We start from the raw sequence: 18,592 nt of genomic DNA, 5'->3' as shown, positions 1-18,592 counted from the left end.
TCACAACTTTATTTTAGAGAAATAAAAAATATTCCCAAGCTTACCAAAGAGCAAATTGATCAGCTTTGGAAAAGATCACGATCGGGAGATAAAAAATCCAGAAAAAGGCTGGTTGAATTGAATTTAAGACTTGTTATACCGGTAACAAGGAGATATATTCGGCGCGGAATAGAATTTTTAGATTTGGTGGAAGAAGGAAATATCGGACTAATAAGGGCTGTTGAAAAATTTAATCCGGACAAAAAAATAAGCTTTTCTACTTATGCAAATTACTGGATTGACCAGGCTATAAGAAGAGCCGTTGAAGATAAATCTAAAATAATAAGAATTCCAGCGCATATGTGGGACAATATTCATAATTATTTGAAAAAACGCGATAAAATAATTACTGAAAAAGGCAGGGAACCTTCTGTTCAGGAATTGGCTCAAAGCCTTAAACTTTCCAAAAAACAGGTTAAAGATATTATTGATGCTACCGCTCTTGCGCGCCAAACAAGTTCTTTGGATGCTCCCGTTGACGTAGATGGGGATATTTTAGTGAAAGATGTAATTCCTGATCACAAAAGCCTTTCCCCTGAATCGGTTACAGAAATTGTACGCGAAAGTTCCGGCATTGAAGATGCTCTTAAATATTTAGATCCCCGGGCAAAACTGATCATTGAACTCAGATTCGGCATAGGAGGCAAACAATCGGAATCACTTGGAATTATTTCTGACCAGCTTAAGATTTCGCGGGAAAGAGTAAGACAAATTGAAGAAGCCGCATTGAAACGGCTGAAATTTCTTTTTCTTAAATTAAAAATGCTTGATAAGGAACAATCTGATCAGCTTTCACTGGATTCAAGATTTAGTAAAAATGACAGAAGGAAGTTGGTTGACCGCCGTCAAGGGGCGCCCGATATGCGAAGAAGAAAAATTGAAAGAAGAAAAGGGAAACGAAGAAGCGGAAAAGACAGGAGACAATAGACAGTAGGTCCCGCTGTAGCGGGACTCCATTGAATTACATTAAGGAAGTCGTAGTAGGTAGGGAAAAGACATAAGAAAGGAGCTGCTTTAAAATGAAAGATGATATTAACGAGCTAAGAAACGCAATCAGAGATATACCGGATTTTCCTAAGAAAGGCATAATATTTAAAGACATAACTACTCTTATTGGGCAAGGAAAACTGTTTCAGAAAACAGTAGATGCTTTAATCTCTCATTATAAGGGCAAGGGAATAAACAAGGTTGTTGGTATTGAATCAAGAGGCTTTATTTTTGGGGCGGCTGTTGCCTACGGGCTCGGAGCAGGTTTTGTTCCTATAAGAAAGAAAGGAAAACTTCCCTTTAGAACGGTTTCTGGTACATATCAATTAGAATATGGTACGGATACAATTGAAATGCACGAAGACGCAGTTCATAAGGGGGAAAAAGTTCTTATAATAGATGATTTGCTTGCTACAGGCGGGACTATGAAAGCAACCGCGGATCTGGTTAAAAATTCCGGCGCAAATATTGAGGGAATATCTTTTCTGGTAGAATTAACTTTCCTGAAAGGCAGAGAAAAACTCTCCGGTTACGACGTTTTCAGTTTAATTAAGTTCTGATTTTCAATTTTTACTTTTGATTCTTGATTTTTAATCTGCAAAACATGTGCCCCCGTAGCTAAATTGGATTAAGATTATAAAAATTCTAATTATTTAATAAATTGTATGATTTACTAAAAAGAAAGTGTATTTTTCCTTTTAATTATCAATTTAATATTTAAAATAATCAAAAAATTATGAATACCGAACTTAATAAAAAAATATTTTTCTATTTCCTATATTTTTATATATCAATTGTGCTAACAATAGCTCATGCAAATTATGTGGAGCAAGGGATAACCTTCCAAAGCCGTTATAGTGATCATGTGCAAGTGATAACTGGTATCGCACGTAAACCATACAATACTCGCATTCTTCAGGCCATTACTGTAGAACTTTTCACAAGGGCCATATCCAACATAATTAATTTTGAAAAAAACTATGGATTATTCAAAAAAACTTTTGAATTCGCCTATTCAATTATTTATTTTATTGGTTTGTTTTTCATGTTTGTTTTTTTCGAAAAAATACTTGTTTTTTTTGGGGATATTTTTATTGCCCGTTATTTGGTCATTTTTTTAGCCGCACTTTACGCATTTGTTTTTAAACAAATTTATAATAGTACAAGTGAGCTCGAACTGGCTTTTTTTTCTATAAGTTTTTATTGCATTATGAAAAATGTTAAATTTTTTTCTTTGATTGTTTTATTGCTCTTAGCAACATTAAACCGAAATACATCAATATTTATTATTCTTTTTTATATTCTGTGGAATTTTAGGAATATCAATGATTTGTTTTCAAAAGATACTCAAAAAAGTAGGCTTAATTTCATCCTGAATATTTTTGGTCTTTCAGCAATATGGATATGTATTATGATTATCCTTAGTCAGTTGTTTCAAGGCGGGGGATGGGATACTACTCCTTTAGAGCATTTGAAACATAATCTATTTAGTAGTAGTGCTTTTGACGTTTGGTTCAAAACACTTATTATACTTTGGCCTGTCATTGTTAGTGTTATTAATGAATGGAATACTGTTGATTCTAAATATAGAGTCCTTGTGATTGGTTGGGGAATACCTTATTTTCTTTTGTATTTGCTTATGGCTAGATGTAATGAGGTTAGAATATGGCTACCCTTTTATTTAGTTTGTGCCCCTTATTTAATGGCTTTTTTTGGCAGAATGCTAAAACAAGTTCCACCGAAATTGATGTAGAGTTATTTCTTCAATATTATAGCCCCCGTAGCTTCCGCCAATAAGTCGTTGGCGGAGACCCAGCACATATTCTATGTGCTGGGCAAGTGGCGCAATTGATTTGTGAATGCGCGGATGGGATTTATTAGAATTTATATATGCCCCCGTAGCTTCCGCCAATAAGTCGTTTGCGGAGACCCAGCACATATTCTATGTGCTGGGCAAGTGCCGCAGTTGATTTGTGAATGCGCAGATTGGATTTATTAGAATTTATATATGCCCCCGTAGCTCAATTGGATAGAGCTACTCCGTCCTAAGGAGAGGGTTGGTGGTTCAAGTCCGCCCGGGGGCGTATATAAATTCTAATCAGGTTGGGGGTTTCCGCCAAAGTCGCCTGCCCGCCGCAGGCAGGGATTTTGCGAAAAGCAATAGAAGCAATCTTAATGTGCTCAACAAGTCCCTCTCAGGGCGTTCATAAATTCTACCGGGTTGTTGGTTTCCTCCATAGGCGCCTGCCCGCCGCAGTGGCGGGAGAGGGATTTGACATTATTGAATCTTCCTCACAAACAGTTCGGTCCAAAGACTTCCCCCTCATCCCTCTTTTTCAAAGAGGGGAATATCTGATACCCCGTCCGCCACGGCGGACTGGGCGGAGACTCATTAAGAAATGAATATGAAAAGAAAAATTTTATTTTTATCGCTATTAATCATTCTTAATCTGCTTCCCTATGTGTTTGGCGGCGAACCTGATCAGCAAAATAATGTGCGCGGTACGGGTTTCAGACAACCTAACGAGAATGAAAAAAAATATTTAGGAGATAGAGTACAAAAAGTTACCAAGATATTACCCAACAATTTAGCTTTATCCCGTTTTAAATTATCTCCCAGCATAAAATACGGTCTTCCAGCATCGGTTACAAACTGGATGTATCTGCCGCCAGTAGGTGATCAAAAAACTCAGAATAGCTGTTCTGCTTGGGCAAGCTGCTATTATGTTAAGACTTATCAAGAGGCCAAAGAACATAATTGGATTAGTCCAAATCCTGCCGTAAATCCTGAACGTGTTATGAGTCCTGCTTTTGGCTACAATCTTGCCAATGACGGAGTTGATGCCGGCAGCAGTCCAGAAGTTATCATGCAGATAATGTGCGATCACGGATGCGCAAGTCTCACCGATATGCCTTGGTTTTCTTCCGATAATATAAGCTGGCCGAATGAAACCGCCTGGAAAAATGGCATTTCTTACAGGGGGAATACTACTTCTAAGATTGATCTGTCTTCTGATGCAGGAATAAATGCTTTAAAACAAGTTATTGCAAATGGGGATATAGCGGTAATTGGTGTAATAGCTGAAACAAATTTTCAGGATTATATTGATGGTTCTGGCTCTGGAATAGATAATCAGGTATTGTATACTCGAACTAACCCTCCACCACCTCTTCCAGGACATGCAATAACAATTATCGGATATGATGATACGAAAGCATATAATGACGGAGCTCCAAAAACCGGGGCATTTTACGCAGTTAATTCTTGGGGCAGTGATTGGGGAATAAAAGATTTAAATATGGGTACTTCAGGATTTATGTATCTTTCCTATTCTTATGTAAGAGACCTGACTTATCAGGAAGCTTACGTAATTACAGATCTTACCGACTATGTTCCCAGTGTTTTCGGCAAATTCACGATAAATCATTCCAATAGAGGTGCTTTGAATGTTTTTTTTATGGGTGCCGATGATATTGCAAATCCGGATTGGAGTTGCAATTGCCTTCCGAATTTAGGCGGGAATCACCCGATAAACCAAAAAATTGTTGTTGACTTAAGCTTGTTTAACATAAATTACAAGAATCGTTTTTGGCTAAAAGTGGGGGATTCAAGCCCTCCGGGCTCAACAGGCGAAATTACTTTTATGTCCGTGGACAAGAGTGGTTCAGGTGAATCAACCGCTTTGGATGTGCCAAAAAACACTGTCAGCGGGTCATTCGTTTATTTAGGTATGATTTATGATCTTTTAGCCCCTTCTTTGAACCAGATTTTGACTTATCCAAATCCGTTCAACAAGCGAAAAGGAGCAATGGTAAGATTTGTCCGTATTCCTTTGTCTGCCAATAATGTTACTATTTCCATATACAATGTGGCAGGAGAGCTTATAAGGACGCTAAAAGAGGGTTCCGGCGTGGATACCCTGCCTGATTCAAAAATTGCCACCTGGGATGGGAAAAACGATTCAGGAAACGATTGCGCAAGCGGAGTCTATATTTGGCTTGCCAAGTGTGAAGGAAACAAAAACTCAGGAAAAATAGCCCTTGTTAGATAGAAGTCAAGGTATTTATCTGGATTATTCGGTCCATGAGCCTTTTGATAGCAAAAATAGGCTCCCTAAAGCTATTTTTTATTGATTACGCGGCAAAAATACCTCAGTTAAGTAGTATCCTGCCATTTTATCCGATTTCTTCATGAAACGCTCCCAAAAACTATTCTTATCAAGTGTTTATCATTGTCATTCTAAGAAATTAACTAAACTCCTGAATATTCAGTATTTTGGGCAGCTTTCTTCAATTTTTTGCTTATTTGGGGGAAAATTAACGAAAATACATTAAAAACAGTCAAATAAATATATTTTTGGTGGTTTTTGCCAAGAAGTCATGCTTTTTGGCTAAAACCTAAATTTTTTTGGCAAAAAATAGTTTTTTGTCAGTTACCTTTAGTAAAAAAATAAAAAATGGTTATTTTAATAGATTTGTTAATTTTGACCCATCTTTGTATTTTTGGGAATTATTTTGGGAGGAATCTAAAAAAAATAGAAATATAATAATTAAATTTGATAATAATTTTGCCAAAAAATATTTTTGTTAAATTTAAATCTTGGGAAAAGAACGGTCTATCGTCGATAAAATATGCTTAAATGAGGTATAAAAATGTTTAAATTCAGGCTAATAATATGGTTCCGATAATATATATTATGTTAGGTTAATATGAAATTGAGCAATACAGTAAACTTAATAAAATACTTTAACTATATAGTCTGATATGCCTATTATTCGATATTTACGCACTAAACTTGATAAACTACTTTAACTATTTAATTTTATCACTCGTTTTTACCGTCTATATAGGTTTTAACCCATTTTCTTCATTTTTCTGCAGTCTCTTATAAACTATCCTTTGCTTGTTATTTTTTTTAAGGTTTTCGGCTGATAACTTGGTAACGAAAGATATTTTATTTTAGTCTTAAATCCTAAAGTTGGAAAATTAATTGCCAAAGTCATTAGAATCATGGCGTATTTGGCCAGCTTTTGGTGAAAATTTGTGAAATTATCCTAAAATAAGCTAAAGGGTAAAGTTCCCCCACCAAAAAGCAAAAAAATCCAACCTTGGCTAAATCTAGCTTTGGTTAGATTTATGTTATAAAAAGATTTAAGCATTAATGGGGTCTGACCCCATTAATCTATTAAACAAATTTGCCCCAAGGCGTTCCGGAACGTACAAATACCGTAACTTTGGTTATTCCTCCGGGCAAATTATTAAAATCTGACTGAAAATTCAATCTAATATAGTTATCTGTAAGCAAGGTATTGCTGGTTTCTTCTATTACCGACGGCCTTACAGTTCCTATGAATTTTCTCCAAAATCTTTCCCGCAATTCCGCATCTATTTTAGCCAAAGTAGTTGCCCGGTCTTTAATGACATCAAAAGGAACTTTGTCTTCAAAATTCGCCGCTGGGGTATTGGGTCTTTCAGAGAATTTAAAAACATGCAGCCTGCTAAAACTGTTATTATTCAAAAAATCCAAGGTTTCCTTAAAATCTTCCTCTTTTTCGCCCGGAAAGCCGACTATTACGTCGGTTGTAATACCCGCATCAGGCATATAATCATAGATTAATTGCATTTTTTCAGAAAATTCCTTAGGCGTATACTTCCGATTCATTTTTTTTAGAATTTTTTTTGATGCCGATTGAAGCGGTATATGGAGATGGCAGCAAAGTTTTTCCTTAAATTCTGCCATAAGTTTTATTAATTCCGGGCTAATTTCGTTAATTTCAATTGAAGAAAGCCTTACTCTAAAATTTCCTGGCAGCGAAACTATGTTTTTGAGAAGTTCCGTCAACGAATATTCATATTTTCCTATGTGAATTCCGGTTAAAACAATCTCCGAATATCCGTTTGAAACCAATGTTTTTATTTCGTTAAGAACGCTGTCTATCGGCTTACTGGATAGTTTAGGCCTGATATAAGGAACAATGCAGTAAGAACAGTAAGCATCGCACCCGTCCTGGATTTTTAAAAAGGCTCTGGAGTGTTTGTCAAAGCGGGTAATGAGCTGAGAAGGCAGGGTTCCGAGTATATCTTTTTTATCGGTGATGACAGAAAGATTCGGAACAATATTTTCTAGCTCTTTTTTTGAACGTTTTGCATAACATCCGGTTAAAATTATCTTTGATTTAGGATTTTTTTTGCTGATTTGGCGGACAATGTTTCTGCACTGGCTGTCCGATTGAGCGGTTACGGTACAGGAATTCACGACGGAGAGTTCGGCTTCTTCGGCTGAATCTGCTATCTCATATCCTTGTTTTTGAAGAGTTTCAATCAACTGCTGTGATTCATATTGGTTAACTTTGCATCCAAATGTGTAAACAAACGCCTTTTTCATTTTTTTAAAATGATTACAGTGATTATAGAATGATTATCAGCCCAAGGCTGATCTGCCTGGGGCATGACACCGATTAAATTAAAAGTGAAATCTGTGTAATCTTGCCTTTATCTGTGTTCTGTGGGCACCTGCGAGGTGGGCTAGCGATTTTGCTTCCCTGATACAACACCTCGGAGGTGGTGAGGTTAAAATCATTTCACTTTTGTGTCTATTAGGCAATCACTAATTACTAATCACTCTTTCAATTCTCCGAATTTTCTAGCTAGAATGAATAAGCGCTGTTACCTGCCTACTATCTACTAATCCCTACCTACTGCCGTTATATTCTCCCGCCAAATTCATTACCAAAACAACGGACAAAAGCCCTGCAGTTTCAACTCTGAGTATCCTAGGCCCTAATGTTACGGGGATTACATTTTTTGAGACGGCAATTTCTATCTCTCTGTTAGAAAATCCCCCCTCAGGACCGATAAAAATATTGACTTCTTCGGGAAGTTTATTGGCATTGATTATATCTTCAAATGTTTTAATATTTTCTGATTCCCAAGGAATAATGCTTGTTGAATTCAAAGGCAGTCCTTTCAGTGCTTCTGTTAGATCCAAAGGTGCGGAAACATCCATAATGTCTGCTCTATTCGATTGTTCACATGCGCCTAATGAAATTCTTTGCCAGCGTCCTATTTTGGATACAGATATATTCCTAACAACGCTTCTTTCCGTATAGATAGGAATTACCCTTTTTACCCCGAGTTCCGCCGATTTTTCAATCAGCCAATCAAACCTTTCACCTTTTGGTATAGATTGATAAAGATTTATTCTTATTTTTGGTATTTTCCCTTCTTTTTTGTTAATTATTGTGCCTTTTAATTCATCTTTTAAAATTTCTTCTATTTTGCCCATATAAATTTGTCCGGAGCCGTCAAAAAGATTTATCTCCTGCCCTTTTTTATAACGCAAAACGCGTATGATATGATGAGCTTCTTCGCCCGAAATTCTAAATTGTCCGCCGACAATATCTTTAGGTTTTACATAAAAATGAGGCATAATTACTCCGATTTAAATTATAAGGTTAAAAGTTTTTACAATGTTTATTTTTTAACTTTCTAATTTTTTAACTTCATAACTTTTTAAAATGCCATTTATTTAGGATTTTTCACCCATGGATTGGGCATATTGTCTGAGCGCGGTTTTTTGTTTCTCATTAAGCGTTCTTGGGACCTCAACATTTACTTTTACATAAAGGTCTCCGCGAACTCTTCTTCCTAATACCGGAAAGCCATGTTCTTTTATTCGAAGAGTAGTTTCTGGCTGGGTTCCTTGAGGGATTTTAAGTTTTACGCTGCCTTCTAATGTAGGTGCTTCAAATTCCCCGCCGAGGACTGCCTGGGAGTATGTAATTGTAAGGCCTGTATAAAGGTCATTTCCCTGCCTCTTGAAACGAGGATCGCTTCTAAGACGGATTACTACATAAAGATCCCCCGGTGTGCCGCCGCGGCCAGCAACATCTCCTGCACCTGTAACACGCAGCGAGGTACCGTTATCTACGCCCGGAGGTATGCGGACAGTAACTTTGTGGCGGCCTTTTATCCTTCCCGTTCCGCGGCAAGTTGAACAAGGGCTTTCAATTACTTGCCCTTCCCCGCGGCATCTTTGGCAGGTTTGACTGAATGAAAAAAAACCCTGGCTGTATCTGACTTGTCCAGAGCCTTTACATTCCGGGCATTTTTTAGAAGATGTTCCGGGTTTTGCGCCTGTTCCGTTGCAGGTTGAACAAATTTCCTGTCTGGGTATTTCAAGCGGAACCTCTTTTCCTTTCATAGCGTCCAGCATGGAAAGTTCCAGCTCGTATTCAAGGTCAGAACCTTTATTAGAGCGCGTCGCGCGGGTTCTTGAAGTTCCGCCGAAAATGTTGCCGAATATGTCTCCGAAAATATCTTCTGCCGAAGTACCTTCAAAACCTCCGAATCCTTCAAAACCGCCGGGGCCTCCCTGCGGAGGTGGCGCAGTTCCCACTCCGGCATGGCCGTAGGCGTCATACATTGAACGTTTTTGCGAGTCGGAAAGAACTTCGTACGCTTCATTTATTTCTTTGAATTTTTCTTCCGCGCTTTTATTTCCGGGATTTTTATCAGGATGGTATTTAAGCGCAAGCTTCCTGTAAGCGCCTTTTATGTCTTCAATTCTTGCGCCTTTGGATAAACCCAAAATATCGTAATAATCCTGTTTCATTTTTTTAACAACGTGTAAAAGTTATGAAAGTTAGGAAGGTTAGGAAAGATAAATATATGCTAGGTCGTAGACTTATAAACCTTTATAACTTTATAACTTTCCTAACTTTTAACGCATTTATTTATTCTTATTTTCATCAACTACTTCCGCATCAACAACTTTTCCGTTTTGCCCGCCATTAGCCGTTTTATCTTGAGAACCCGGGGTCTCTCCCTGAGGGCCTTGAGGTCCGGACTGTTTTTTCTGAGCATCTTTATACACCGCTTCGGCCAGTTTATGCGAGGCCTGGGTTAAGTTATCTTTCGCCTTTTTTAGCGCGTCTATGTTAGTCCCTTTTAATGCTTCTTTTGCCTCGCCAAGAGCTCTTTCTATGTTCATTCTTTCTTCCTGAGAGATTTTATCGCCGTGATCTTTCAGGCTTTTCTCAGTAGCATAAACAAGAGTATCCGTTTCGTTTTTAACTTCTATTTCCTCTTTGCGTATTTTATCTTCTCCGGCATATTTTTCCGCTTCTTTCACATATTTTTCAACCTCATCTTTTGAAAGTTTTGTGGAAGCGGTAATTCTTATTGATTGCTCTTTGTTTGTGCCCAGATCTTTTGCGGTAACATGAAGAATACCATTTGCATCAATATCAAAGGTAACTTCTATCTGAGGAACCCCTCTTGGGGCCGGAGGAATACCTTCAAGATTAAATTTGCCCAAAGAAACGTTGTCCCTTGCCATGGGCCTTTCGCCTTGAAGCACATGGATTTCAACTGCAGGCTGGTTATCTGCCGCGGTTGAAAAAACCTGAGATCGTTTGACTGGAACCGTAGTATTTCTGTCAATAATTGAGGTGCGAACGCCTCCAAGCGTTTCCACTCCGAGAGTAAGAGGAGTAACATCCAGTAAAAGAATATCTTTCACTTCTCCGGTTAAAACTGCAGCCTGTATGCTTGCGCCAAGAGCAACGCATTCCATCGGGTCTACCCCGCGTTCAACTTTTTTGCTGACATGGTCTTCAACAAATTTCTGAACGATAGGCATACGCGTCGGGCCGCCCACAAGTATTATTCTTGAGATCTGGTTTACCGGAAGTTTAGCATCGGAAACCGCCTGGTCAATAGATTTATTGCATTTTTCTACTATCGGGCGGACAATATTTTCCAAAGTTGCGCGGCTGAATTTCATAGTCAAATGTTTCGGCCCTTGCGCGTCTGCGGTAATAAAGGGAAGATTTATATCGGTTTCCAAAACATTTGAAAGCTCGATCTTTGCTTTCTCGGCAGCTTCTTTAAGGCGCTGCATAGCCATTTTATCTTTTCGCAGATCAATACCGTTTGTTTTCCTAAAATCCTCGGCGATATAGTCAATCAGGGCATTGTCCATATCAGTACCGCCAAGCTGGGTATCTCCCGAAGTTGAAAGAACTTCAAAAGTCCCTTCGGTTCCCATTTCCATGATGGTTACGTCTAAGGTTCCGCCGCCAAAGTCAAAGACAAGGATTTTCTGTTCCTTTCCCCCTTTATCAATTCCATAAGCTAATGAGGCTGCGGTAGGTTCGTTTACAAGGCGCACAACTTCAAGGCCAGCGATTGCGCCCGCATCCTTTGTAGCCTGTCTTTGATGGTCATTGAAATACGCGGGGACCGTAATAACCGCCTTAGTAATAGTTTCCCCTAAAAATGCTTCCGCATCTTTTTTTATCTTTTGAAGGATAAAACCTGAAAGCTGCTGAGGCGTGAACTCTTTACCGTGGATATTATATTTAAAATCTGTCCCCATTTTTCGTTTAAAAGCAGTAATCGTTCCTTCAGGGTTAGTGACCGCCTGCCTTCTGGCAGGTTCTCCTACGAGGAGCTGGCCGTCCTTCGTAAACGCTACATATGAAGGGAATGCCTTGCCTCCCAACGTTGTCCCTTCAGCTGAAGGGATTATGGTGCTTTTCCCGCCTTCCATTACCGCCGCAGCAGAATTGGATGTTCCTAAGTCAATTCCTATAATTTTTGCCATGTTGGTGCCTCCTTTTTATCAAAGCCTTTATTGACTTATTTGTTATTTGAAGTTTTCTGAAAAGTTATGGTAACAAGATCCTTTTAACTTAATAATTCCCCGCATCTTGATGCGGGGTAACCAACTAACTTCTCCCTCGCTCGCAGGCTCGGCCCAAAGACCTACCCTTTGAAAAAGGGAGATTGTCAGCCCAAGGCTGACCCGCCGTGGGCGGGAGAGGGATTTGATGTTATTAAATCTTCCTCACAAACAGTTCGGTCCAAAAACTTTCCCCTCACCCTCTCAGAGCCATAGGCTCCTATGAGCCGAGGCCTCTTTTTCAAAGAGGGGAACATCTGATACCCCCAGCTTGCTGCGGAGAGGTTCATTCCTTTTTTACTATCTTTTTAGTAACCTTGACCTTAGCCGGCCTTAAAACTTTTTCTTTGAACATATAGCCTTTTTGGAGCACTTCAAGAATTGTTCCTTCTTTTTCGTCGCTTTCAATATGGTCTACAGCTTCATGAAAAGACGGATCAAATTTTTTCCCCAGGCATTCAATTTCTGTCAGGCCTTCGCTTGAAATCATCTTTAAAAATTCCTGAACTATCAATTCAAGCCCTTTCTGAACAGCTTCAATATTATCGCTTGTTACGGCGCTTTTATATGCCTGCTCAAGAATGTCAAGTATGCCGAGTTGTTTTAATAAAATATCTTCTTTTCCCCACATTATGTGGTTATGCTTGTCCCGTTCAGCTCTTTTTCGATAATTTTCAAATTCGGCTTTAAGCCGCAGGAGTTGGTCAAAGTACTCTTGAGATTGTTTCTTTTTTTCGTCCAGTGACTGTTTGAGAATTTCAAGTTCAGTCAGCTTTTCGTCGCGGGCTTCTTCACAGTATTCTTTGTTGTTTTCTTTTTTCTCTTTCTCCGGCAATTTAGCCTCCTATTTTAAACAAGATTTTATTAACAATTTTGGAAACAGCGCTTACCAAAGCCATCATCTTAGGGTACTCCATCCTCTTAGGCCCAATAATACCCAAAATACCTACAGGTTTTTCTCCTTCCTTATAAACTGAACTCACAACACTTAAGTCTTTAAGTTCGTCGCATGAAGCTTCCTTGCCTATTAACACACTAACGCCGTCTTTATCAAGATCCATATCCTCTTCCAAAACGTGCATCAGAATATTTCGGTTTTCATTTAACCTGAAAAGGCATCTTATAGGTTCATAATCATGAAACTCGGGCAGTTCAAGCACATTTGAAGATCCTTCAATATAAAGTTCTTCTTCCATATTAAAAATTTCATGGCTTAAGGTTTTGGCAAAATGCAGAATATCCAGCTGTTCTTTCTCGGCATCTTCAACTGCCTGAATTATTTTCTGTCTGGCCTGAAGTATACCCATTCCCCGGAGTTTAATGTTCAGTATTCTATTGAGTTCACCCAGCCTTTCTCTTGAAATGCTGGCTTCAGTTATTTTATGCTTGACGAGCCCGGTATCCGTCACGATAATCAAAAGAATTTTGTTTTCACTTAAATGAATAAGTTCAATATATTTTATGGAACTCCTGTCAAGTTTAGGCATCAGCACAAATCCTGTATATTGTGAAAGGCCGGAAAGAACTTTGGAAGTTTGAACCAAAAGGTCTTGAAGTTCGCTTGTTTTTTCTTCGTATTCGTGCTTTACCCTTTCTTCTTCATCAATTACAAGTTTCTGCATCTCAATCAGGGAGTTTACATAATTCCTGTAGCCTTTATCGGTTGGAATTCTTCCCGCTGAGGTGTGCGGATGGGTCAAAAAACCCTCCTCCTCAAGCTCAGCCATCATATTTCTTATGCTGGCCGGAGAAAAATCAAAGTCATAATCTTCGGTTAAAATATTTGAGCCTACAGGCTTTCCGCTTTTAATATAATGATGTATAACTGCCTGAAGAACTTTATTTTTTCTTTCTTCCGAAACTTTAGGATCTATTTGTCGCATTTCCCTTACCTTTACCCCGTTAGAAAAGGCTGCCGACTCCTTGTCGGCGGATTGAAATCATATTGTTAGTTGGCATTGTAATGCTAGCATCTTTATTCGCTCACCCCGTTAGAAATTTTAGCTAGCTTAGACATACGGTTAAGCCCCTGTCTGAATCAACGTTTCAGCCAACAATTTCTAACGGGGCGAAGCGCTTGTTGTTTCTAACGGGGTTTAGTATTTTTCATTTAAATTAAATTCAAATTCTAAATTAGCACTCACAGTGTTTAAGTGCTAGTATTATAACACTAACCTTTTTTTTTGTCAAGAGTTCAAATCAATAGAGAATCTAGGTTTACGGGATATGTTTAGTTTCACTTTTCATTCTGTCACGCTGAATCAACTTTATGAAGTCATCCTGAATTTAGTTCAGGATCTTACCTTTATATCAATGTTTGTTTTTATTAAAATCTTGAAATAGGAACTAGATCCCGATCCGCCCTGGGCGGACGGGATGACTGGACTAAGCAAGTCATTTCTCTATCGCCAGTTTCCCTTTGGCTTTCTGAGAACCATTTTCTGGATTTGTAATTAGGTATACATAAATACCTGAAGCAACCTTGTTGCCGGATTGATTTCTTGCATTCCATACGCATATACCGTTGCCGTCCGTTTCAATAAGTTCGGCTACTAATTCTCCTGCCAAACTAAATATCTTAATATTTGCGCTTGTAGTTAGATAATCAAATACAATCCCTTCGCCCAAAATACCGTTATCAAAAACTCCCCCGCTGCCCGGTTTATAAGGACTAGGATATACTTTTACGTTGTTAAGATTTGGCTGAGGATTATATGCTATTGAATTTGTTGCAAAAAGCGATCGCGGCCCAACAACTATACGGCCGGCAAAAGAATTGTCAGAGCGCCTGTATATATTGACCGTTTTTGAAACCGCATATGGATTATAAAATACATAAGTTTTGACCCCGGATTTGTTGAATACTCCGAAAGAAGGCATGTCCGCATAAAGAGTGGTATCGACGTTTCCCAAACCATTAAGAGAGTGAATCCAGTAATACAAATATGTTTTGGTGCAGTTAATCAAATTACTGCTGGTTAGCGACGGATTGGAATTATATTTGTTGATAGCTATTGATGGGTCATAGAATGACTGGAACTGCCAAATAACATCCTGCCAAGTAGTTTCATTACCGCCTTTTTCGGACACCATATAATCGTAATTTTCCCGGGCATAGGCAGTATTATATCCAAGATATAGCGAAGACGGGGTTATCGGTATAAACTGAATTCCGTGTATGTATTCCGTTGAAGATCCAAACCAGGTATTGAAATCTGCTTTCCCTCCAAATAACATTCCGACACAGTTGTGAGCATATCCGTTTCCGTAAGTTTGTTTATCAATATCAAAATAATACTCTTTTATTGCCGCGTATTCGCTTGCATACAGCCATAAACCAAGATTTTTATAAGTCTCGTTATTTGAAAGCGCTCCCCACCAGTAAATGGCAGCCCAGGCGTTCATAGCTTCTGAACTTGATTCCTGATCATTTCCGTCCCCGTAACCGCCGGGAGCATATATAGCTAGGCCGTCAGCGTAACCGAATCCCTGGTAAGGAAGAAAATATCTCAAGAAAGGGTATTTAGGATCGTTCCTTGTCGGAGCTGCAATATCACGGATGAGATTTTCTACCATAGCGCCGTAATTATTGACAAATATATTGTCGTACATAGCTAACAGGGCGCTGGCGTATATAAAATACCCGTATTGAAAATGATGGTCGGTCATATTCTGCGCGCCGAATTCGGTCTGGCATCCTATCATTGAACCCCACTGCTGATTATAGTAAAAACATTTATTGAGTTCTCCTGGAGAAAAAGTATACCAGTCGGCAAGATCTGAGCGAAGCCGGTTTTTTATGTAATCCCTTGTTATATTATCTCCCAACTGATCAGCCACATTTAAAAGCGAAGCCAATTTCCAAAGTTCTTTTCCGTGGAAATATATCCCCGTGTTTGCCAGGGAAGTATCTTGGTCAGTGTTGATAAGCGATTTTAATACTTCTTTGTCGTAAGTTCCTTTGTCCGGTAAAAAAGGCAGAATGCCGTTGAAATCATAGGTTGTTTGGAATGAATTTCCTTCCATAACTTTCATAGTTCCGCGCAATGTCTGGTAACTTTGAGCCAAATAAACATTCCCTGAAGATAAATATTTCCATTGATGAGGAAAAAGTGCCATCAAAGTTTTATTCTGGCTGTTACGTTTTGACTGGGCATAAACATTGAATGTCGTGGAAACATTGCCGTGAGCCTCATCAACAGCCCATGTGACCGAAGAGCCGTTAACAAAAGCGTAAGCATAATTATAAAAAGTATTTAAATCCCCTGTTCCAGATATTGGTAAAATTGATACGAAATGTTCGCTTGTTGTTGAAAAAATAATTTCAAGCACGTGAGCTTTTCCCCACGATTCTCCGGTAAGATAAAAGGATGCTCCTTGAGGCGCATATATACCAAAATATTTTGTTTTGCCGGAATGATTGAAACGGAGAGTAACCATATCAACGGTCGTAGTGCTTTCAAGTACTAATGATGTGCCAGAGCTGTCATAAAGATCATATCCTGTTCCGTTGTCCCAACTTAATGGAAATCGGATTGATGCCGTAGAAATATTCTGAGAAAATTCAAAATAAGCAAATGGATTCCCTTGCACAAGCGTTGCAGTAAAATACTTAGTAGCATCCACGGGTTTCTCCCATTTCAATTTAACTGTCCAATCGCTATAACCGTCTACTTTAACGCTGTCAGAATTAAAATCTTCCTGAGTTCCTATTAGCAATTGCTGCCTGAAAGGAGCATCTGCATCCGTGCCGTAATAAGAAGTATTTGTTGTATCTTTCACTTCAGGCAGGCCCATAAGAAGCCCGTTATAATCGCATTTGTATACGTTGGGATAAGCAAACATCCTGAAAGAGGTCGGTGTTGAAATTGCAGAGGACCACCAGTCATTAGTAGGAATCGGAGAAGAAATATTTGTTGTGATGTATGTAGAAGTTGTAGTGGCAGTATTTCCTGCAGGCATAGTGTCAGTATAGCTTCCAATGCCGGATTCGGCAGGAACTATTGCTGCGTATGCTTTAACCGAAAAAAGAAAAGAAAACATTAAAGCCGCACAGAACAACGCTTTTTTCATGTTCTAGATTATAAGAAAATGTTAACGATAAGTAAAACTGAAGATTGAGATTTTAGAAGAAAGGATAAAAAGAAAGACTATTTTTGCAAAAAGGAAATAGCTAACTGATTTAATTTAAAAGCTTTGCCCCATTAGGAGTCGTCTATGAGTGAGTATTTTTCAGGAATCTTTCGGTTTTTCGTGTTTGAGCCCCATCATGGCAAAGCCGAAGGGGCGAGTTGAAAAACCGCCTGAAAAAAACAAACAAATGGCTCCGGGGCGCATTTCTTTTGGTTCATTTTCTTTAGGCGCCCAAAGAAAATGAACTCAGGGGTGTAGGGGCGGAACAGCCCCGCGACTATTTTATTATCGCAAATTTGCCCTTGGCTTTCTGAGAATTATCATCAGGATTGGTTACTAAATAAATGTAAACTCCCGAAGCAACTTTATTGCCGGACTGATTTCTTATATCCCAAAGATATCTGCCGTCGCCGTCTGTTTCGTCAAGTTCGGCCACAAGTTCTCCGGCAACATTAAATATTCTTACTTTTGCTTTCGCAGTAAGTTTATCAAAGACAATTCCTTCCCCTAAACTGGAATTATCAAACCTGGTTCCTGATCCCGGGCTGTATGGATTAGGATAAACATTAACGCTTTCCAAATTTTGAGAAAATGGGGCGAAGCTTGCCAAAGCATAGACAGAAAAATGAGAAAGTTTGACAGAAATAGTCTTATTAATTTTATCTATGATTTGTTCGCCGGGAACTATTTCCCATTTCATAGTTTCAACATTTAATGCGCATATTTTTAGCGAGTCAATTTCAATCGGCGGAAACATTGTATCCAAAAAACCGTCGCCATCGCGGTCAGGATACGGAATTACTAATTCCATCGGCTGATTAAAATTCCCTGTGATTATTGATCCGGTCAAATCGTATAAATGAAGCTCAATTGCAGAATGGTATATTAACCTTTTGCCTTGCTTTGTAAGATTTTTCCAAGCAGTATCAAAAGCTAATCTGGTATTTTTTTCATCAGACAGATTATATTCGGCATTTGTGTTTATTAAAATATATCCGTTTGTCATAATTGTGCCGGGAGAAACGTTTACCTTTATTTTTCCAAACGACGGGCTGAATGCCTCCTGACTTTGTCTTACAGTCGCCGATGACATTAATATTTTAATTGAGGAAGGCAAAGACTTTGTTTTTATCTGAATAGCCGCTGTTGAAGTATTTATCGGCCCGCTATATGAATTTGTATAAGCGAATACTGAATAATAATATGTTGTTGAAGGAAATAAGCCCGTATCGTTATAAACTGCGTCCGTGCCTGAAAAGGATAAGTTATCGGCAATCGTAGCCCAGTCGGAATTGTTTGTTGATTTCATTACAGAAAATTTCGCGGATCCGCTATTTTGCCAAGAGATTTGAGCCGTATGCACATCTTGTGTGGCATTGGAAATAGGTATAGGAACTTTATTAAGAGTATTGATAGCAGAAAATCCGCTTTTTTCGCCTAAATCTTCGGTTATTACTTCAGCGATTGTAACCGCTGAAGCCATGTTTGAAATTCCGGACCAGTTTCCCTCCTCATCGCAGTAAAATATCCCAAAATAATATGTGGCCCCGTTATTAAGCCCGTCTACAATAAATGAAACCGGTTCCAGAGGATTAACTCCCTGTGTTGAAACAATAATTTGAGCTCCGGAAGAAAGAGTTCTTGAAGAGGTTGAATATTCTATTTTAAACATTGAACCGGGTTTCAAAGTTCCGTTCCATCCGTCATCACCGGGAGAACTCCAGCTCAAATTTATTTCACCTTTA

General features: G+C 38.7%; 12 protein-coding genes and 1 tRNA gene. 5 read left to right on the top strand and 8 right to left on the bottom strand.

Translation table 11 applies throughout. The annotated features are described in order from the left end of the window. From NT145_07425 to NT145_07405, 5 genes are all read left to right on the top strand, one after another. Positions 1 to 966: RNA polymerase sigma factor RpoD/SigA (locus NT145_07425; GenBank protein ID MCX5782512.1), on the top strand; the 966-nt coding region annotated here is incomplete at its 5' end. Between the two features lie 92 nt (positions 967 to 1,058). Next, positions 1,059 to 1,586 (top strand): adenine phosphoribosyltransferase, encoded by a 528-nt coding sequence (locus tag NT145_07420; GenBank protein MCX5782511.1) that lies wholly within the window; start codon positions 1,059 to 1,061, stop codon positions 1,584 to 1,586. 176 nt (positions 1,587 to 1,762) lie between these two features. Continuing rightward, positions 1,763 to 2,779, top strand: a complete 1,017-nt coding sequence (locus NT145_07415; GenBank protein MCX5782510.1) for a hypothetical protein — start codon at positions 1,763 to 1,765, stop codon at positions 2,777 to 2,779. Between the two features lie 257 nt (positions 2,780 to 3,036). Continuing rightward, positions 3,037 to 3,110: transfer RNA gene (locus NT145_07410), tRNA-Arg, on the top strand. Between the two features lie 321 nt (positions 3,111 to 3,431). Then, on the top strand, positions 3,432 to 5,078 hold the full coding sequence (locus NT145_07405; protein MCX5782509.1) for a hypothetical protein: 1,647 nt from the start codon (positions 3,432 to 3,434) through the stop codon (positions 5,076 to 5,078). 1,134 nt (positions 5,079 to 6,212) lie between these two features. Here the strand turns inward: NT145_07405 and NT145_07400 are convergent. The 8 genes from NT145_07400 to NT145_07365 form a co-directional block, all read right to left on the bottom strand. Continuing rightward, on the bottom strand, positions 6,213 to 7,412 hold the full coding sequence (locus tag NT145_07400; protein MCX5782508.1) for a MiaB/RimO family radical SAM methylthiotransferase: 1,200 nt from the start codon (positions 7,410 to 7,412) through the stop codon (positions 6,213 to 6,215). Positions 7,413 to 7,718: 306 nt separating this feature from the next. Next, the gene (locus NT145_07395; GenBank protein ID MCX5782507.1) at positions 7,719 to 8,456 is read right to left on the bottom strand and encodes an RsmE family RNA methyltransferase; all 738 of its coding nucleotides are present in this window, start codon (positions 8,454 to 8,456) and stop codon (positions 7,719 to 7,721) included. A 99-nt stretch (positions 8,457 to 8,555) separates the two neighbouring features. Further along, a complete protein-coding gene (dnaJ, locus tag NT145_07390; protein MCX5782506.1) occupies positions 8,556 to 9,641 on the bottom strand; it encodes a molecular chaperone DnaJ in 1,086 nt (361 codons plus the stop codon). Positions 9,642 to 9,758: 117 nt separating this feature from the next. Further along, on the bottom strand, positions 9,759 to 11,636 hold the full coding sequence (gene dnaK, locus NT145_07385) for a molecular chaperone DnaK (GenBank protein MCX5782505.1): 1,878 nt from the start codon (positions 11,634 to 11,636) through the stop codon (positions 9,759 to 9,761). A gap of 364 nt (positions 11,637 to 12,000) precedes the next feature. Further along, entirely contained in the window at positions 12,001 to 12,549 is a 549-nt protein-coding gene (locus NT145_07380) for a nucleotide exchange factor GrpE (protein ID MCX5782504.1), read from the bottom strand. A 1-nt stretch (position 12,550) separates the two neighbouring features. Continuing rightward, positions 12,551 to 13,597: a heat-inducible transcriptional repressor HrcA gene (gene hrcA, locus NT145_07375; protein ID MCX5782503.1), complete on the bottom strand. Its 1,047-nt coding sequence runs from the start codon at positions 13,595 to 13,597 to the stop codon at positions 12,551 to 12,553. A 511-nt stretch (positions 13,598 to 14,108) separates the two neighbouring features. Continuing rightward, positions 14,109 to 16,757: a glycosyl hydrolase gene (locus tag NT145_07370; protein MCX5782502.1), complete on the bottom strand. Its 2,649-nt coding sequence runs from the start codon at positions 16,755 to 16,757 to the stop codon at positions 14,109 to 14,111. A gap of 367 nt (positions 16,758 to 17,124) precedes the next feature. After that, positions 17,125 to 18,592: hypothetical protein (locus NT145_07365; protein MCX5782501.1), on the bottom strand; the 1,468-nt coding region annotated here is incomplete at its 5' end.

This window comes from Elusimicrobiota bacterium, from assembly GCA_026388075.1.
Classification (GTDB): domain Bacteria; phylum Elusimicrobiota; class Endomicrobiia; order Endomicrobiales; family JAPLKN01; genus JAPLKN01.
This window is presented reverse-complemented; position numbering and strand designations above follow the sequence as displayed.

What these genes read in the sequence shown, in the direction of transcription:
- dnaJ (MCX5782506.1), bottom strand. Translation starts at nt 9,641, where the DNA reads ATGAAACAGGATTATTACGATATTTTGGGTTTATCCAAAGGCGCAAGA.
- NT145_07400 (MCX5782508.1), bottom strand. Translation starts at nt 7,412, where the DNA reads ATGAAAAAGGCGTTTGTTTACACATTTGGATGCAAAGTTAACCAATAT.
- NT145_07420 (MCX5782511.1), top strand. Translation starts at nt 1,059, where the DNA reads ATGAAAGATGATATTAACGAGCTAAGAAACGCAATCAGAGATATACCG.
- NT145_07405 (MCX5782509.1), top strand. Translation starts at nt 3,432, where the DNA reads ATGAAAAGAAAAATTTTATTTTTATCGCTATTAATCATTCTTAATCTG.
- hrcA (MCX5782503.1), bottom strand. Translation starts at nt 13,597, where the DNA reads ATGCGACAAATAGATCCTAAAGTTTCGGAAGAAAGAAAAAATAAAGTT.
- NT145_07370 (MCX5782502.1), bottom strand. Translation starts at nt 16,757, where the DNA reads ATGTTTTCTTTTCTTTTTTCGGTTAAAGCATACGCAGCAATAGTTCCT.
- NT145_07415 (MCX5782510.1), top strand. Translation starts at nt 1,763, where the DNA reads ATGAATACCGAACTTAATAAAAAAATATTTTTCTATTTCCTATATTTT.
- NT145_07395 (MCX5782507.1), bottom strand. Translation starts at nt 8,456, where the DNA reads ATGCCTCATTTTTATGTAAAACCTAAAGATATTGTCGGCGGACAATTT.
- dnaK (MCX5782505.1), bottom strand. Translation starts at nt 11,636, where the DNA reads ATGGCAAAAATTATAGGAATTGACTTAGGAACATCCAATTCTGCTGCG.